Annotated in this window: 14 protein-coding genes and 1 tRNA gene; 10 read left to right on the forward strand and 5 right to left on the reverse strand. The window is 72.1% G+C overall.

Annotated features, from left to right (window positions below; translation table 11 throughout):
• Positions 1–70: 70 nt before the first annotated feature.
• The gene (locus AIF0345_RS01825; RefSeq protein ID WP_285296943.1) at positions 71–1,012 is read right to left on the reverse strand and encodes a helix-turn-helix domain-containing protein; all 942 of its coding nucleotides are present in this window, start codon (positions 1,010–1,012) and stop codon (positions 71–73) included.
• 250 nt (positions 1,013–1,262) lie between these two features.
• Here AIF0345_RS01825 and AIF0345_RS01830 point away from each other — a divergent pair, with 250 nt between their 5' ends.
• Positions 1,263–2,888, forward strand: coding sequence for an alpha/beta hydrolase (locus tag AIF0345_RS01830; protein WP_285296944.1), 1,626 nt, complete (start codon positions 1,263–1,265; stop codon positions 2,886–2,888).
• A 114-nt stretch (positions 2,889–3,002) separates the two neighbouring features.
• On the opposite strand, the gene AIF0345_RS01835 is transcribed toward AIF0345_RS01830, so the two are convergent.
• Entirely contained in the window at positions 3,003–4,175 is a 1,173-nt protein-coding gene (locus AIF0345_RS01835; protein ID WP_285296946.1) for an asparaginase, read from the reverse strand.
• 395 nt (positions 4,176–4,570) lie between these two features.
• On the opposite strand from AIF0345_RS01835, the gene AIF0345_RS01840 reads away from it, so the two are divergent.
• The 3 genes from AIF0345_RS01840 to AIF0345_RS01850 all read left to right on the forward strand — a co-directional run bounded on the left by AIF0345_RS01840 (position 4,571) and on the right by AIF0345_RS01850 (position 6,144).
• Positions 4,571–4,643, forward strand: a tRNA-Thr gene (locus AIF0345_RS01840).
• A gap of 266 nt (positions 4,644–4,909) precedes the next feature.
• Positions 4,910–5,236: a histone-like nucleoid-structuring protein Lsr2 gene (locus AIF0345_RS01845; protein ID WP_043562357.1), complete on the forward strand. Its 327-nt coding sequence runs from the start codon at positions 4,910–4,912 to the stop codon at positions 5,234–5,236.
• Between the two features lie 170 nt (positions 5,237–5,406).
• Positions 5,407–6,144: a phosphoglyceromutase gene (locus AIF0345_RS01850; protein WP_043562358.1), complete on the forward strand. Its 738-nt coding sequence runs from the start codon at positions 5,407–5,409 to the stop codon at positions 6,142–6,144.
• Positions 6,145–6,311: 167 nt separating this feature from the next.
• On the opposite strand, the gene phoU is transcribed toward AIF0345_RS01850, so the two are convergent.
• On the reverse strand, positions 6,312–6,956 hold the full coding sequence (gene phoU, locus AIF0345_RS01855) for a phosphate signaling complex protein PhoU (protein ID WP_043562359.1): 645 nt from the start codon (positions 6,954–6,956) through the stop codon (positions 6,312–6,314).
• A gap of 163 nt (positions 6,957–7,119) precedes the next feature.
• Here phoU and AIF0345_RS01860 point away from each other — a divergent pair, with 163 nt between their 5' ends.
• The 5 genes from AIF0345_RS01860 (at position 7,120) to AIF0345_RS01880 (ending at position 12,443) form a co-directional block, all read left to right on the forward strand.
• Positions 7,120–8,484, forward strand: a complete 1,365-nt coding sequence (locus AIF0345_RS01860; RefSeq protein ID WP_285296947.1) for a sensor histidine kinase — start codon at positions 7,120–7,122, stop codon at positions 8,482–8,484.
• The gene (locus AIF0345_RS01865; protein WP_043562361.1) at positions 8,481–9,194 is read left to right on the forward strand and encodes a response regulator transcription factor; all 714 of its coding nucleotides are present in this window, start codon (positions 8,481–8,483) and stop codon (positions 9,192–9,194) included. The genes AIF0345_RS01860 and AIF0345_RS01865 overlap by 4 nt, the downstream gene beginning before the upstream one ends.
• Before the next feature lie 173 nt (positions 9,195–9,367).
• Complete coding sequence (locus AIF0345_RS01870; protein ID WP_043562362.1) at positions 9,368–9,862, forward strand: CarD family transcriptional regulator; 495 nt, start codon at positions 9,368–9,370, stop codon at positions 9,860–9,862.
• Positions 9,863–9,871: 9 nt separating this feature from the next.
• Positions 9,872–10,831: an IspD/TarI family cytidylyltransferase gene (locus AIF0345_RS01875; protein ID WP_404975964.1), complete on the forward strand. Its 960-nt coding sequence runs from the start codon at positions 9,872–9,874 to the stop codon at positions 10,829–10,831.
• 118 nt (positions 10,832–10,949) lie between these two features.
• Entirely contained in the window at positions 10,950–12,443 is a 1,494-nt protein-coding gene (locus AIF0345_RS01880) for an MFS transporter (protein WP_043562363.1), read from the forward strand.
• 153 nt (positions 12,444–12,596) lie between these two features.
• Here AIF0345_RS01880 and AIF0345_RS01885 read toward each other — a convergent pair whose 3' ends face one another.
• Positions 12,597–13,010, reverse strand: a complete 414-nt coding sequence (locus AIF0345_RS01885; protein WP_285296948.1) for a DUF2218 domain-containing protein — start codon at positions 13,008–13,010, stop codon at positions 12,597–12,599.
• Between the two features lie 98 nt (positions 13,011–13,108).
• Positions 13,109–13,504: a VOC family protein gene (locus AIF0345_RS01890; protein ID WP_052374905.1), complete on the reverse strand. Its 396-nt coding sequence runs from the start codon at positions 13,502–13,504 to the stop codon at positions 13,109–13,111.
• 280 nt (positions 13,505–13,784) lie between these two features.
• Here AIF0345_RS01890 and AIF0345_RS01895 point away from each other — a divergent pair, with 280 nt between their 5' ends.
• Complete coding sequence (locus tag AIF0345_RS01895; RefSeq protein ID WP_285296949.1) at positions 13,785–16,028, forward strand: MMPL family transporter; 2,244 nt, start codon at positions 13,785–13,787, stop codon at positions 16,026–16,028.
• The last annotated feature ends 115 nt before the right edge of the window (positions 16,029–16,143 follow it).

Here is a 16,143-nt window from a genome sequence, read left to right on the forward strand (position 1 = left end):
GGGCCTTCCAGCGCGGCTACGCCCGCGAGATCACCGCTCGTACGCGGGCGGGGCCCGCTCGCGCGGACTCTCAGGTGCACGACGACGGGGCGGCCGGGCTGTCCTCCGCGGCGGGCGCCGGCTCCGTGGCCGCCCAGGAGGCGAGCAGTCTCAGCGCGTCCTGGCTCGGCGAGCCCGGTTCGACGGCGTAGACCGTCATGCGCATCCCCGGCGCCGTCGTCAGTGGCATGGGCTCGAAGGCCAGGTGCAGCTCGCCGACCACCGGGTGGCGGATGACCTTCTCCCCGCGGCACACGTAGCGCACGTCGTGGCGCGCCCACAGCCTGGAGAACTCGCGGCTGCGGGTGGACAGCTCCCCGATCAGCGCCGTCAGACGCGCGTCCGCCGGACCCGCCCCGGCGGCGAGGCGCAGCATGGCCACCAGGTCCTCCGCACCGGAGTCCCAGTTGGGGAAGAAGTCGCGGCTGCGGGGGTCGAGGAAGACGAAGCGGGCCATATTGACCCCCTGATCCGCCGCCTCCGGAGCGGGATCGAGGAACATGGGGGAGTACAGGGCCCGCGCCATGAGGTTGGAGGCGACGTAGGTGCTCAGGGAGTCCGCCACGAGCGCCGGCACCGCCATGGAGTCGAGGAGCCACTGCACGCCCGGCCGCAGTGCCGCGCCGCTCGTGCGGGAGCGCCGTCGGGTCCGGCCGGTGGATGACACCGAGCGGGCGAGATCGAACAGGTGCTGGCGCTCGGCGTCGTCGAGCAGGAGCGCGGAGGCGAGCGCGTCGAGGACCTCCTCCGAGGCCCCGCCGGCGTGGCCCCGCTCCAGGCGCGTGTAGTAGTCGACGCTCACGCCGGCGAGCATGGCGACCTCTTCGCGACGCAGGCCGGGAACTCGCCGGTTCCCGGCGACGACGGGCAGGCCCACCATCGGCGGGGTGACCTTGGCGCGTCTGGTGGTCAGGAAGTCCTTGATCTCCGCGCGGGCGCCGGCCGACGCCCGGGCCGGGGTGCTGTCGCTCATGCCGGACACGTTATGCCAGAGGCGAACCCGGTCGGGAGGCCCTGACGGGGCCCCGGTCCCGGTGCGGGCCGCACCCCAGGGCGGACGCGCCGTCGGGCCTCGCCGGGTGACACGCCGCTGGACCGCGCCGCTGAGCTGCCCCGTCAAGAACCGGAGCCCCTTTCAGATAACTTTCAGATAAGGAGCGTCCGGGACACGGTCCCCCTTCAGGAGGAGAACCGCGGGCGAACCGGCGCCGTAGGCTGCTGACGTGAGTATCTTGCGTTCGCGTTCCCGCGCCCGCCGCGCCCTCGCGACGGCCGTCGTCCTCCTGACAGCCCTGGCGACGGCGTCCTGCGGCAGCCGGCCCACGGTGACACCCACGCCCGTAGCCGCTGGCGGGCAGGCCACCACGCCCGCCGGACTGGAGAGATTCTACAACCAGGAGATCTCCTGGTACCCCTGCGAGGAGAAGAGCGGCATGCAGGAGGCCGATGCCGCCGCGGGCCCCGGCACCTACTCCTGCGCGCGCGTCACCGTGCCGCTGAGCTATGACGAGCCCGACGGCGCCACCATCGAGCTCGCCCTCAAGCGCCGGACGGCGGACGGCACCAGCATCGGCTCCCTGTTCATCGACCCGGGCGGCCCGGGGGGCTCGGGCGTCAACCTGGTCGAGGGCGTCAAGGGCTACTTCTCCGACGACCTGCTCAAGTCCTACGACGTCGTGGGATTCGACCCGCGCGGCGTGAGCAGCTCCACCGCCGTCGAGTGCCTGACCGACGCCGAGCTCGACGCGGAGCGCTCGGGCGAGGGGGAGAAGCAGATCACCAACAAGACCCCGGCCGATGAGGCGCGGGCCGACGTCGCCGAGCGCGCCACCGAGCTCGAGGGCAAGTGCGAGACCGCCACCACCACCCAGGGGCTGCTCGACCACGTCGACACCATCTCGGCGGCCCGTGATCTCGACATTCTGCGGGCGGTCGTCGGAGACGGCGCCCTGAGCTACCTCGGCTACTCCTACGGAACCTTCCTCGGGGCGACCTATGCCGAGCTGTTCCCCGGCAACGTCGGGCGCCTGGTGCTCGACGGCGCGATCGATCCGACGCTCACGGCCGGGCAGGTCGCGCTGGGGCAGGCGCAGGGCTTCGAGAACGCCCTGCGCTCCTACATCGAGGACTGCCAGAGCGGGCAGGGGTGCCCCCTGACGGGCGACGTCGACTCCGGCGTCAAGCAGGTGCAGGACTTCCTCGACCGGGTCCGGACCCTGCCCCTGAGGACCTCCGACTCGAGGCGGCCGCTGACGTACCCGCTCGCGCAGGACGCGATCCTGAGGGTCATGTACCAGTCCGAGTCCTGGTCCGTGCTCACCCAGGGCCTGGCGCAGGCCATGAACCAGGACGACGGCTCGACCCTGCTCCGCATCTCCGACAGGCTCTCCTCGCGCAATGATGACGGCACCTACAAGGGCAACGGCAGCGAGGCCATCAACGCGATCAACTGCCTGGACTACCCGGTCACCGGGGACACGGCGTCCTGGGACGCCGAGGCGGGGGAGATCAAGGCCGCGTCGCCGACCTTCGGGGAGGCGCTGGTCTACTCGGACCTGTTCTGCCAGTCCTGGGGCCACGAGTCCTCCCGGTCCCGCGACCCGATTCACGCCTCCGGGGCCGCCCCGATCCTCGTCGTCGGCACCACGGGCGACCCGGCCACCCCCTACCCGTGGAGCCAGGCCCTGGCCTCCCAGCTCGACGACGGCCACCTGCTCACCTGGGACGGCAACGGCCACACGGCCTACGGGCGCGCGGGCGACTGCATCACCCGGGCGGTCGACGCCTACCTGCTGGCCGGCCAGTTGCCCGAAGAGGGGAAGACCTGCGCCGGGAGCAAGAGCAAGTGAGCCCGGCCGGCGTGCGGCGGGGCCGTCGTCGGAGCCGTCCGCGGCCGACGGCCCGCGGACGCGGTAGCAGGCTCGGCCGGCGCGGTGCCGGGACCGGCGGTCGTGCGGCTCGGCTCAGCCGTGCGGCTCGGTGAGCTCGCCCGCGATCGACCGACCCACCCGGGCGGCCAGCTCGCCGCCGCGCAGCCCCTGGGCCAGGAGGAACTGCACCTTGGCGTAGGTCGCCTCCAGCGTCATGTCGCCGCTGCCCACGGCTCCGGCGCGCGCGATCGCGTCCCCTGTCTCGTAGCGGCCCAGCACTACCTCGGCCTGGTGGCACTGGGAGGCGACGACGACGGCCGTGCCCGCCTCGACCGCGTCGGCGACGACGTCGGTCAGCCCGGGCTGCGCGCTCGGGACGTTGCCGACTCCGAAGGCCCGCAGGATCACCGCGTCGGGCAGGGGCGTCAGCAGGGCCCGCAGCCGGGAGGCGGTGATGCCCGGGACGAGGTCGACGACGACGACGTCGTGGTGCCCGTACGGCAGGGGCCTCGGACGGTTCGCTCCGGGCGTGCACGCAGCGGGCCGTTGGTCCCACTGGCCCCACTCGGCGTCGGGCGCGGGAGCCCACTGCCAGGGCGCGCCGGCGGTCGCCAGCGGCGCCGCGCACGGGGAGGCGAAGCCCTCGAGGCCCCACGTGCTGGTCTTCGTGGCGCGGTTGCCGGCCAGCAGGTGGTGCCCGAAGAAGAGGGCGACTCCGGTCACCCGCCCGCTCGTGGCGGCGCGCAGGGCCCCGGCGACGTTGGGAGCCGCGTCCGAGCCGACGGCGCCCAGGGGCAGCTGGGCGCCGGTGACGACCACCGGGCGGTCGAAGCCTGTCAGGGCGTAGGACAGGGCGGCCGAGGTGTAGGCCATGGTGTCGGTGCCGTGGAGGACGACGTAGGCGTTCGCCCCTCCGGGGCTCTGAGCGCTCTCCGCGGTCTCGGTGCCCGCGGCGCTCGCTGTGCCCTCAGTGCCCGCCGCCGTGCCCGCCGCCGTGCCCGTCGTGCCCGTCGTCGGGCCCGCGCCGCGATGCGCACGCAGTTCATTAAGGATCTCCTGCCACGACTCGGGTGTCGCATTGGCGGAATCAATAAGCGGGTCGAGGGCGGCCAGCGACACCCTCCCCTCAAGATCGGTGCCCTTAAGGAGCGCGGCGAGCCAGTGGCCGAGATCGGCGCCGGGCACGAGCCCGTCGGGAGAGTCGACCATTCCGATGGTGCCGCCCGCGTAGATGATATGGACGCTCGGTGCTGGCGCGATGGGCATGGTGGGTCTCCTCGGTTCGGTGATCGGGCGCGCGGGGGCGCGGCCCTGTCGGTCGGGCAAGGGCCGGTCGTAATGATCTCAGCGATCTCTTAGGGCTCTCGGCGAGGGCGGGGCCCACGGGGGCGACGGTGAGTCCGGGCGTTCAAAGAGGATAGGGCGGGCGGTGGCGGCTGCCCCGTGTCTCCGTCTCCGGGGGCGGGATGTCGAATGCGTGGAAGAGGGCCGTCTTCGGCGGCGCGCGTCCGGCCCGCGCGAATCCCGGCGCGTCGCCCGCACGACGGTGTCGGCTGACGGTGCGCGAGGGCCTGTGTTCAGTACCACCTCCGCGTGCCCGGCGCACGGATTGCGCGACCGGCGCCGGGGCCGGTAGCCTGCGGTCCGCTGCCATGCAGCACGCCACCTTAGCTCAGTCGGCAGAGCGATTCACTCGTAATGAATAGGTCGTGGGTTCGATTCCCACAGGTGGCTCCGCGCGAGCGCCTCATCCCGGGACCCCAGGGTTCCGGGATTTTTCGTTCTCTGTCGGCCGGCGGGGCCGTCCGGCCCGCCGCCGGTCCCCGCCCGCTCGACGGCATCGGTGGATACCGGCAACGAGGCTTGCGGAAACGAGGGCGGGGGGCGCGGATAACTTGACCCCCGTTTGGGCTTGCATTCAATTCGCTTTGCGTTTAGCGTTGTCACTGATGATTTACTCGCTCGAAAGCGAGGACCGCTGACCCCGAAAGGTGTGTGCCATGGCGCAGAAGACCCAGATCATTCTTGTGGACGACATCGATGGCTCAGAGGCCACCCAGTCCGTCACCTTCGCTCTTGACGGCGTGAACTACGAGATCGATCTCAATGATGACCACGCGGCGGCGTTGCGTGAGACCGTTGAAGAGTGGACGGTGAAGGCCCGGCGCGTGAGCGGCCGTCGTATCCGTCGTCGTGCCGGAGCGGCCCCCAGGACCTCCTCGAACACGCAGAAGGTGCGCGAGTGGGCTCGCGCCAACGGCTACGAGGTCTCCGACCGCGGCCGTATCCCCGCCTCCATCCGCGAGGCCTACGACGCCGCCAACTGACCGGGCTCGGCTGCCGAGCCGGGCCGCCCGCCGGGGGCGGCACGATCTCCGTGCGAGCGGGGCCGCCCTCGGCGGACATCCCGGTGCGACTGACGTGCTGGGCCGGGCCCCTGTGTCCATTGGGACTCAGGGGCCTGGTCGTGCCCGCCCCGGCCTGGCAAGATAGGGGCATGGCTTACACCCTTGTGCTGCTCCGCCACGGCGAGAGCGATTGGAATGCGAAGAACCTCTTCACCGGCTGGGTCGACGTGCCGCTGTCCGAGAAGGGCCGTGCCGAGGCCGTCCATGGAGGTGAGCTGCTCAAGGAGGCGGGGGTCCTGCCTGAGAAGCTCTTCACCTCGATGCTGCGCCGCGCCATTACGACTGCCAACCTGGCCCTCGACGCCGCCGACCGCCACTGGATCCCGGTCGAGCGCAACTGGCGTCTCAACGAGCGCCACTACGGCGCGCTTCAGGGCAAGAACAAGAAGCAGACCCGCGACGAGTACGGCGAGAAGCAGTTCATGCTCTGGCGCCGTTCCTACGACGTTCCTCCGCCGGCCATCGAGGCCGGCAGCGAGTTCTCCCAGGATGCCGACCCGCGCTATGCCGGCGAGCCCATCCCCGCCACCGAGTGCCTCAAGGACGTCCTGAACCGCATGCTCCCGTACTGGGAGAGCACCATTGTCCCCGAGATCAAGACGGGCAAGGTCGTTCTCATCGCGGCGCACGGCAACTCGTTGCGTGCCATTGTCAAGCACCTCGACGGCATCTCCGACGCTGACATTGCGGGTGTCAACATTCCCACTGGCATCCCGCTGGTATACGAGTTGGACGAGGAGACCCTCAAGCCCATCAAGAAGGGCGGTCGCTACCTCGACCCGGAGGCCGAGGCCAAGATCGCGGCGGTCGCCAACCAGGGCAAGTGACGCCGGCGGCATTGATGGTGCTGTAGGCGCACCCGTCTCTACGACGGCGGTCTGCCGCTCCCCCGCGGGGGAGCGGCAGACCGCCGGTGCCTCTTCGCTGGTCCCGGCGCGGGAGTGAACCGATCTCGAGCCGGAATGCGACTGATCTCGGTGAAGGGGACGGCGGCTCAGCCCGGGGCGCCGCCGGAGACCAGGTAGGCCATGCGGCGCGCCACCGACGTCGAGTGATCGCCGAAGCGCTCCAGGAAGCGCCCCATGAGGACCGCGTCAACGACCTGCTGGCGGCTCAGCTCGTTGGCGGGGTCCAGGATCATCTGGAAGGACTGGCGGTGCAGGGCGTCGAGCTCGGAGTCGCCGCGCTGGATCTGCGCCGCCAGGTCCAGGTCGTGGGTCGCGATGAGGCGGGCGACGTCCGCCCCGGCGCGCACGGCGGCGTCGGCCATCTGCAGGATCAGGCCCATGACCGGTTCGGGGACCGGGGGCTCGGGGTAGCGTCCGCGCGCAATGGCGGCCACGTGCCGGGCCAGGTCGCCCTGCCGCTCCAGGGTCTGGGCCATGCGCAGGGCCGAGATCACATTGCGCAGGTCCCCGGCCACGGGCTGCTGACGGGCCAGCAGCATAATGCACATGTCGTCGATGTCCCGCTGCAGGTCGTTGATGCGCTCGTCGGCGTCGATGACCTGCTCGGCGACAATGATGTCCCCGTTGCTGAGCGACTCGGCGGCCCGCTCGATCGCCGTCGCCACCTGCCTGGCCATGGTCTCAAGGTCCGAGCCGAGCTGCTTGAGCTCCTGATTGAAGATGTCTCGCACGGGGTCGCTCCTGATTCTGGGCCGGTTACGGGCCGGGTCGCGGCGGTCGGCCGCCCGGGGTCGGGCGTCTTCCAACGACCATTGTGGCCGCTGAGCGGGGCGGGCGGGGCGGCTCGCCCGGGAGGGCTCGCGATCGGCACCGTCCCGCCTCTACCCTTGGGGTGTGGGAAGCTTCGTGCTGCTGGTCAGCGTCGCCGTCGTGTGTGTCGGGATAGGCGCCGCTGCCGCCTTCGCCCTCGCTCCGCCCCTGTACGGCTCCCGCTCGAACGGCATCACCGCGGGCTCCACCCTTGAGGACGACGGCGTCGTGCCCGTCCTGGCGGCGCTGCGCTCGACCGTCGTCGTGCTCGACGACGACGACGAGGTGCTGCGCGCCTCCGCCACCGCCTACACCTACAACATCGTGCGCGACGACGAGGTCTGCGAGCCGCAGGTGGCCGAGATGGTCGCCCGGGTGCGAGCCGGGGGGGCGCCCGAGGAGGCCGAGCTGGCCGTCGCCCGCGGACGCGTCGCCGGGGCCGGCCAGTTCCACCTGTACGTGCGCGTGGCCGTCATCGGGCGCGGCCGCATCCTCGTCCTCATCGAGGACCGCACCGCCGCCAAGCGGCTGGAGGACATGCGCCGCGACTTCGTGGCCAATGTCTCCCACGAGCTCAAGACCCCAGTCGGCGCTATCGCCCTGCTGGCCGAGACCGTCGAGGGCGCCGTCGACGACCCCGATATCGTGCGCAACTACGTCGGCCGCATACGCCGGGAGACCACGCGCCTGGGCGTGCTCGTCCAGGAGATCGTGGAGCTCTCCCGCCTCCAGGAGGGGGACGCGCTGGTCGAGCCCGACGACGTCGACCTGGACGCCGTCGTCGCCGAGGCCATCGACCGGGTGCGCACCGAGGCCGAGGCCAAGGAGGTCACCCTCATCTCGGGCGGCACCCCCGGCCTGCACGTGCGCGGCGACGCCGCTCTCATCACCACGGCCGTGCGCAACCTGCTGGACAACGCCATCCGCTACTCCGACCCGCGCACGCGCGTGAGCGTGGGGATCAGCATTGATCGCACGGGCGCCGGTGATGGTGCGGGCGGCGCGGACGGTCCCGACGGCGCGGGCGGCGCAGGCGGTTCGGATGCCGACGACGTCGCCGGCGGCGCGGAGGGCGCCGCCGCAGCGGGCTCGACCGACGAGCTGGTGCGCATCGCCGTCGTCGACCAGGGCATCGGGATCGCCAAGGAGGCGCAGGAGCGCGTGTTCGAGCGCTTCTACCGCGTGGACAAGGCGCGGTCGCGGGCCACCGGCGGCACGGGGCTGGGCCTGTCCATCGTCAAGCACGTGGCCGCCGACCACGGCGGCACCGTCGAGCTGTGGTCCACCCCGGGGCGCGGGTCCACCTTCACCCTCGTCCTGCCGCGCCTGGTTCCGGAGCCGCCGGACCCGGCGGGCGCGGCCCCCGAGGCCGAGGCCGCCGTCGCCTCCGGTGCCGCGGGCGCGGCCTTCGCCGCCATCGCCGCGATCTCCGAGGAAGGCCAGACATGACCCGTATCCTGCTCGTCGAGGACGAGGAGAACTACCGAGAGCCGCTGGCCCTCAGCCTGCGCCGCGACGGCTTCGAGGTCGTGGAGGCGCAGGACGGGGCGGCCGCCATCGAGCGCTTCGAGGCGGCCGGCAGGTCCGGCGGGCCCGCTTCGATCGACCTCGTGCTGCTCGACCTCATGCTCCCGCGCCTGTCGGGCACGGAGGTGTGCCGCCGCATACGGCGCATCTCCAGGGTCCCCGTCATTATGGTCACGGCCAAGGACTCCGAGATCGACAAGATCGTGGGCCTGGAGATCGGCGCGGATGACTACGTCACCAAGCCGTACTCCTACCGCGAGCTGCTCGCCCGCGTGCACGCCGTCCTGCGGCGCAGCCATGAGGACGGGCCCCAGGAGCTGCTGCTGAGCGCGGGCCGGGTCATGATGGACGTCGAGCGCCACGAGGTGCGCGTCGACGGCGAGGCCGTCACCATGCCGCTGCGAGAGTTCGAGCTGCTCGAGCTGTTCCTGCGAAACCCCGACCGCGTGCTGACGCGCAGTCAGATTATTGAGCGGATATGGGGGGCGAACTACGTGGGGGACACCAAGACCCTCGACGTCCACGTCAAGCGGATTCGAGCCAAGATCGAGGTCGAGCCGAGCGCGCCCCGGCTGCTGACCACGGTGCGCGGAGTCGGGTACATGCTGGTCACCTCTGACGACTCCGCTTAGCCCCGGGTCCTGGGGCGGCCCGGGGCCGGGGGGGGGTGCAGCCGGGGGGGGCGGGACGGGTCGCTGAAGGTTGCGCGTTCCACCGTGTGACCTGTGAGGTACCTCCCCGGAATATGCGCGCCATTCCCTGGTAAACTGAGGCTCCTGCCATTAGCTACGGAGTGACGTCACCTATGACCTTTGAAGTCGGCGAGACCGTCGTCTACCCCCACCACGGCGCGGCCCGGATTATTGATATCCGCCAGCGCAAAGTACGCGGTGAGGAGAAGACCTATCTACAGCTCGAGGTTGCGCAGGGAGACCTGACAATCCTCGTCCCCGCGGAGAGCGTGGAGCTCATCGGGGTGCGGGACGTGGTGGATGAGGCCGGACTCGAAAAGGTCTTCGACGTGCTGCGCGCCCCGCTCACTGAGGAGCCCACCAACTGGTCGCGCCGTTTCAAGGCCAACCAGGAGAAGATCGCTTCCGGTGACGTTATTAAGGTCGCCGAGGTCGTCCGCGATCTTTCCCGCCGGGACACCGATCGCGGCCTGTCCGCCGGGGAGAAGCGCATGCTGTCCAAGGCGCGCCAGATCCTCGTCTCCGAGCTCGCCCTCGCCGAGAAGACCGCCGAGGACCAGGCCGAGTCCAAGCTCGACGAGGTCCTCGCCTCCGGCACCGCCGCCTGAGAGCCGCTCGTGCCCGCGACGGATGGGGCCGGCAGCACCGATGCTGCCGGACGCGCCGGCGGGGCCGGTTGCGCCGACGGCGATGGGGGCGGCGTCGTCGCCGTCCTGACCGCGGCGGGCTCCGGGACCCGTCTGGGCGCCGCCGGCCCCAAGGCGCTCGTCGAGGTCGCCGGGGAGAGCCTGGTGCGCCGTGCGGTGCGCTGCCTGGCCGCCTCGGGCGTCGTCGATCATGTCGTCGTCACCGCGCCCGCGGAGCACATCGCCCGCTTCGAGGCCGAGCTTGTCTCCGGGCACGCGACTGGGCCCGCCTCCGGGCGTGCGGCGAAGGCCGGGGCCGACTCCGCGGCACGGTCCGACACCGGGACGGCCGGACCCCGCGCCGGTGACCCCGGCGGGGCCCGCGGCGCCCCCATCGGCATTGAGGTCGTTCCCGGCTCGCCCGACTCCCGGCAGGCCAGCGTCTCCCTCGGCCTGGCCGCCGCGCTGGCCGCCCGGCCCGGCGCGGCCGTCGTCCTCGTCCACGACGCCGCCCGCGCCCTCACCCCGCCCGAGGTCGTGCGCCGCGTGGTGGCCGCGGTGCGGGCGGGATACGACGCCGTCGTCCCCGCCGTGCCCGTGAGCGACACGGTCAAGGAGGTCGCCGCCACGGGCCGGGCGGGCGCGGGCCCGGCCGACGCGGGCGGCGCCCCCGCCGCCGACACGCCGGTCGAGGTGGTCGTGGGGACCCCCGACCGCTCCCGGCTGCGGGCGGTGCAGACCCCGCAGGGCTTCGCCTCGGCCACCCTGGTCGCCGCCCACCGGCTGGGCGCCGACCGCGCCGCCGACGAGGCCCGGGCCGCCTCCGACGACGCCGGACTCGTCGAGGCCGCCGGCGGCACCGTCGTCGTCGTCGAGGGAGATCCCCTCGCCATGAAGGTCACCACGCCGCTCGACCTCGCCCTGGCCGAGGTCCTCGCGCCCGCTCGGTGACGCCCGCCGCGGGCGCCGTCGGGCGACGGGCCGCGCCGTCCGTCGCAGTGACCGATCGGCCATCCTCAACGGCGCCAAGGCCGCCGCACGACCGCCTGCGGCGCCGTAGGCTCGCAGCATGACCCACCCCCAGTCCGAGGGCGACCTGCTCAGCGCCCCCCAGCACGAGACCAAGCCCTACAGCGGCATCCATCCGGGCGGGCCGACCCGCCTGCTGTCCTGGCCCGTCCTCGCCTGGGGGCTGTGGGACTGGGGGAGCGCCGCCTTCAACGCCGTCATCACGACCTTCGTCTTCACCGTCTACCTCACCGGCCCCGACTTCGGCGTGAAGGCGGCCAACGAGTCCGCCCTCTCGCTGGGACTGTCGATCGCCGGATTCATTATCGCCCTGCTGGCGCCGGTCACCGGGCAGAGGGCCGACAGGGCGGGGCGGACCGTCTTCTGGCTCGGCGCCTACACGACCATTGTCGTGGCCATCAGCGCGGCGCTGTTCCTCGTGCTGCCGCGGCCGAGCCACCTCTGGCTCGGCATCGCGCTGCTGGGGGTCGGCAACATCTTCTTCGAGCTGGCGAGCGTCAACTACAACGGCATCCTGCCCCAGATCGCCACCAGGGACAGGGTCGGCGCCGTCTCCGGGCTCGGCTGGGGCATGGGCTACGTCGGTGGCATCGTCCTGCTGCTCATTGTGTATGTCGGCTTCATCAATCCCCGCGTCGGCTGGTTCGGGGTCACCGCTGACAACGGGCTGAGCGTCCGCGCCTCCATGCTCGTTGCCGCCGTCTGGTTCGGGCTGAGCGCGATCCCGGTCCTGGTGACCCAGTCCGGCAGGCGGGGCCGGCGGCGTCGGCAGGCCATTCTCGAGGACGCTCAGCGCGGGGCGGACCGGGAGAAGGCCGGGCTCGAGGCCGAGCCGGCCGAGCCGTCGCAGGGGCCGGCCGTGCGGGTCCGCCGGCAGGAGTCGATCTGGGGCTCCTACAAGCGACTGTGGCGCACGCTCGTGGCGCTGCACCGCACTCATCCCGAGGTGCTGTGGTTCCTGCTCGCCGCCGCCATCTTCCGCGACGGCCTGGCCGGCGTGTTCACCTACGGCGGCGTTGTCGCCCAGAACACCTTCGGCTTCACCAGCGGCGATGTTCTCGTCTTCGCCGTCGCGGCCAACGTGATCGCGGGCGTCGCGACCATCGCCTCGGGGGCGCTCGACGACCGCATCGGCCCCCGCAGGGTGATTATCGGGTCGCTGACGATCCTCGTGTGCGCGGGCGTCGGCGTGTTCTTCCTGCACGGCGGCGGAGCGAGGGTGTTCTGGGTGCTCGGCCTGGTCCTGGCCGGGTGCGTCGGCCCGACCCAGTCGGCGGCGCGCTCCTTCCTGGCGCGCGTGATCCCCAAGGGGCGCGAGGGCGAGATCTTCGGCCTGTACGCCACGACGGGCCGCGCCGTGTCCTTCCTGGCGCCGGCGATGTACGGGACGTTCATCTGGATCGGCGTCCTCGTCGGCGGCGCGGAGGCCTCCCACTGGGGCATCCTCGGGATCATGCTGGTCCTGGTGATCGGTCTGCTGCTGACGGTCCGGATCAAGGACCCCGCCGGGCACATCACCGACCTGGGGGACTGAGGGCGGCGCGGGGAGGACCCGCCGGCGCGGGCCGTCGTCGGCCCGGGGCTCGGGGCGAGGCCCGCGGACAGGGCGCGGCACCGGTAGTCGTCTGCCCTGCGGTCCGGGGCCTGGGGCCCTGCGGCCCGGGGCGGTGGCGGCCCGGGGCGCGGCTCAGGCCCGCCGGGCCTCGCGCTCGGCGCGCGTGCGGGCCATGTCCTCCTCGGACAGCGGCCCCTGGGCGGTGCCGGGGGCGCCGTTGTCGCGCACCCAGGAGACGGCGAGCCCCTCCTTGTGCCCGAAGCGGGCCAGGTGGGTGCCCGTGACCCGCTCCAGGCGCGCCAGATCCGCCTCCGTGGTGCGCAGCGCGAGGACGAGCGCGCCCTCGTCGCAGGCCAGCTCGACGACGCCGGTCACCGGGCCCTCCCGGTTGAAGGACAGCGAGCCGGTGGCGGAGGCGTCGTCCCAGGCCGTCGTGATCTTGCGGCCCATGTGGGCGACCAGCTGGCGGCCGTACCGGTCGGGCCGGTCCGTGGCGACGCGGGCGACGGAGCTGCGGTCGAATGCGGGGGTCTCGGAGGCGCTCATGATTTTAAGGCTACCCTTACTCGACAGTCCGTCCGCGGCTCTTCGTCGACGCTTCTCCGGCTCCTCGCCCCCGACTTCCCGCCGGGGGCGACGGGCGGTCAGGCGCCGGCCGGGCCGCCGCCCGTGTCGGGGCCGACCTCGGCCAGGGCGAGCACGTGCCCGTCGGGGTCCAGGGCGTAGCCGACCGACTCGCCCCACGGCCGGCCGGACAGCGGAGCGAGGACGCGGCCTCCGGCGGGCTCGACCCGCTCCAGGGCGGCGGCGGCGTCGCGGCGCCGCAGGTAGATCTCGCAGCGCTGGCCCGTGCCCGGGGTGATGCCCGGAACGCGTGCGACCGAGTCGCGCTCGGGCACGAGGCCCAGCGTGAGGTCCTCGAGGTCGAACTCGGTCATGCCGGGCGCGTCCAGGGCGGGGGAGGCCCCGAGGACCCGGCGGTAGAAGGACGCGGCGCGATCCTGGTCCTCGACGTAGAGGATGACCTCGGTGCGGTGCATGCAAGAACCGTAGCGCAGCTCCCGGCGACCGGCACGGTGTGGCGCGGATCTCCTCCCGGGCGTCTCGGCCACCGGACGCCCCACCTCGTCGAGATCGGTCCGCTTCCGCACGAGTCGCCTCCCGGACGGCACCGCCGGCCTGTTGACTCGCGGCCGTGAACGGCCTACTGTTACAGCCATATAAAAACGATCGTTTCGTTATGGATGGGCCTCGCGCACGCTCCCGGGACCCGGACATGCCGACGAGTCTTCCCACGCCGCTGCACACGAAGGGCCTGACATGTTCACTCGCATAGGTCGCACCGTCTCCCGCCACCCCGTGGGCTTCGTCGTCGGCTGGGCGCTGCTGGTCGTCCTCGCGGCCTCCCTGGTCTTCCAGGGCTGGGGCCGGGGCGGCCTGTTCGAGCGGCTGGCGAGCGGCGAGGTCACCACGCCGGGCACCGAGTCCAACGTCGTGTCCTCCATGACCACCTCCGACGACAGCACCGGCGAGAAGATCACCGTCGTGGTCGACGGCGTTGACGTCGCCGGCGACTATGCGAATGCCGCCGCCGCGGCTACGGCCGCGCGCGAGAAGCTCACCGGGCTCGACGGCGTCGCCTCGGCGACCGACCCCTTCGCACTGCCCGGCTCCGCCTCGCAGCAGGCCAGGACGCTGCTGTCGACGGACGGCGATGGCTACGCCGTCGTCGTCGCCCTCGACGAGGGACTGACCGACAAGGAGGCCGACGCCGCCAACGCGCGCGTGGCCGCCGCGGCCGAGGGCGCCTACCGCGACTCCCTGCGCGAGTACGCCCCAGGCGCGGAGGTGCGTGCCGTCTCCGCGGACCTCATCGGGGACTCCATCGGCGAGCTCGTCCAGAAGGACCTCGCTCGGGGCGAGTCCGTGAGCCTCCCCGTGGCCCTCGTCCTGCTGATCATCATCTTCGGCGGCCTGCTCGCCGCCGGCCTGCCGCTGGCGGGCGCCGTCGTCTCCATCCTCACCGGCATGGGTGCGCTGTGGTGCCTGACCTTCGTCCTGGACGTGCACTCCTTCATCCTCAACGTCATCTCCATTATCGGCCTGGCCCTGTCGATCGACTACGGCCTGCTGTTCGTCAGCCGATACCGCGAGGAGGTCGCGATCCGGCTGGTCGAGTCCGGGTACGACGACGGCCGGCTGCCGCGGGGCGCGGTCATGAAGGCGCTCGTGCGGGACGGCGTCGTGCGCACCGTGGCCACCGCGGGGCGCACGGTCTCCTTCTCGGCGCTGACCATCGCCTGCTCCATCGTGGGCCTGCTCATTATGCGCTCCCCGATGTTCAAGACGATCGCGGCAGGGGCGGCCGCCGTGACGCTGCTGGCCGTGCTGTGCACGGTCACGCTCGTGCCGGCCGTCATCACGCTCCTGGGCGGGCACCTGGTCCGCCCGAGCACGGTCAGCCGGGTGCCCGGCGTCAGCCGCCTCCTGCATGCCGTCGGCGACTCCTCCTCCGACGACGGCGTGTTCAGCCGGCTCTCCCACCGCGTAGTGGCGCACCCGTGGATGGTCATGGTCGTCATCGCCGCGGTCCTGGCGGCCATGGCCGCCCCCATCGGCTCGCTGCGCATGCGCGCCAACATTGTCGAGTACATGCCGGCCGACGCCTCGGTGCGCACCGGGTACGACATTCTGCAGGACGACTACCCGGCACTGGCCACTCCCACGATCAGTATCGTGGCGCAGACCGACCTCGACGGCGCCGCCGGGCTCGTGGAGGAGATCCGGGGCATGGACGGCGTCGTCCGCGCGAGCGCCTCGGAGCTGGCCGACCACGAGGGCGCGGTGCTCATCGGCGTGCTCATGGACGTGGACGACCCGGTGGGCCGGCAGGCCGTCGATGCCGTCGACCGGATCCGGGCGATCGACACCGGGTACCGGTTCTGGGTGGGCGGCGCGGCCGCGCAGCAGACCGACTTCATCGACTCGATGGCCGCCCGGGCGCCCTGGGCCGCGCTCATTGTCATCACGGCCGTCTTCGTGCTGCTGTTCTGCATGACCGGCTCACTGGTGGTGCCGCTCAAGGCGCTCATTATCAACAGCCTCTCACTGATCGCCTCTCTCGGAATCACATCCTGGCTCTTCGAGCACGGGCACCTCGGCCTGCCGCAGACCCCGGGACTGCAGACCTTCATTGTGGCCTGCCTCATGGCGTTCGGGTTCGGCCTGGCCATGGACTACGAGGTCTTCCTGCTGGCACGCATCACCGAGTACTGGGAGGACGGGCATGACAACGACGAGGCGGTCGCCCGCGGCCTGCAGCGCTCAGGACGCATTATCACCTCGGCGGCGGCCATTATTATCGCCGTCTTCCTGGGGTTCGTCTCGGGCGAGATGATCTCCATCAAGGAGATCGGCGTGGGTCTGGCCATTATGGTGGCCGTTGACGCCACGCTCGTGAGGCTGCTGCTCGTGCCTGCGACGATGACGGTGCTGGGCCGGTGGAACTGGTGGGCGCCCGGGCCGCTGGTCCGCCTGTACGGCCGCCTGCGCCAGAGGGCCTGATGGGCCGGCGGACCGGGTGGAGCCGAGGTCGAGGGCGAGGCGGGGCCGGCCGGGGCCCGGGCGAAGGCCCGGACCGGGGCCCGGGAAGGGGAGGCCGCCGCGATCGGCTCACTTC

It is taken from the genome of Actinomyces israelii, from assembly GCF_030253495.1.
In the GTDB taxonomy this organism is placed as follows: Bacteria; Actinomycetota; Actinomycetes; order Actinomycetales; family Actinomycetaceae; genus Actinomyces; species Actinomyces israelii.

Bases quoted from the DNA above. Each gene is read 5' to 3' on its own strand.
- AIF0345_RS01890 (WP_052374905.1), bottom strand. From the start codon at position 13,504: ATGCACCGCACCGAGGTCATCCTCTACGTCGAGGACCAGGATCGCGCC.
- AIF0345_RS01845 (WP_043562357.1), top strand. From the start codon at position 4,910: ATGGCGCAGAAGACCCAGATCATTCTTGTGGACGACATCGATGGCTCA.
- AIF0345_RS01835 (WP_285296946.1), bottom strand. From the start codon at position 4,175: ATGCCCATCGCGCCAGCACCGAGCGTCCATATCATCTACGCGGGCGGC.
- AIF0345_RS01880 (WP_043562363.1), top strand. From the start codon at position 10,950: ATGACCCACCCCCAGTCCGAGGGCGACCTGCTCAGCGCCCCCCAGCAC.
- AIF0345_RS01885 (WP_285296948.1), bottom strand. From the start codon at position 13,010: ATGAGCGCCTCCGAGACCCCCGCATTCGACCGCAGCTCCGTCGCCCGC.
- AIF0345_RS01865 (WP_043562361.1), top strand. From the start codon at position 8,481: ATGACCCGTATCCTGCTCGTCGAGGACGAGGAGAACTACCGAGAGCCG.
- AIF0345_RS01870 (WP_043562362.1), top strand. From the start codon at position 9,368: ATGACCTTTGAAGTCGGCGAGACCGTCGTCTACCCCCACCACGGCGCG.
- AIF0345_RS01895 (WP_285296949.1), top strand. From the start codon at position 13,785: ATGTTCACTCGCATAGGTCGCACCGTCTCCCGCCACCCCGTGGGCTTC.
- AIF0345_RS01825 (WP_285296943.1), bottom strand. From the start codon at position 1,012: ATGAGCGACAGCACCCCGGCCCGGGCGTCGGCCGGCGCCCGCGCGGAG.
- AIF0345_RS01850 (WP_043562358.1), top strand. From the start codon at position 5,407: ATGGCTTACACCCTTGTGCTGCTCCGCCACGGCGAGAGCGATTGGAAT.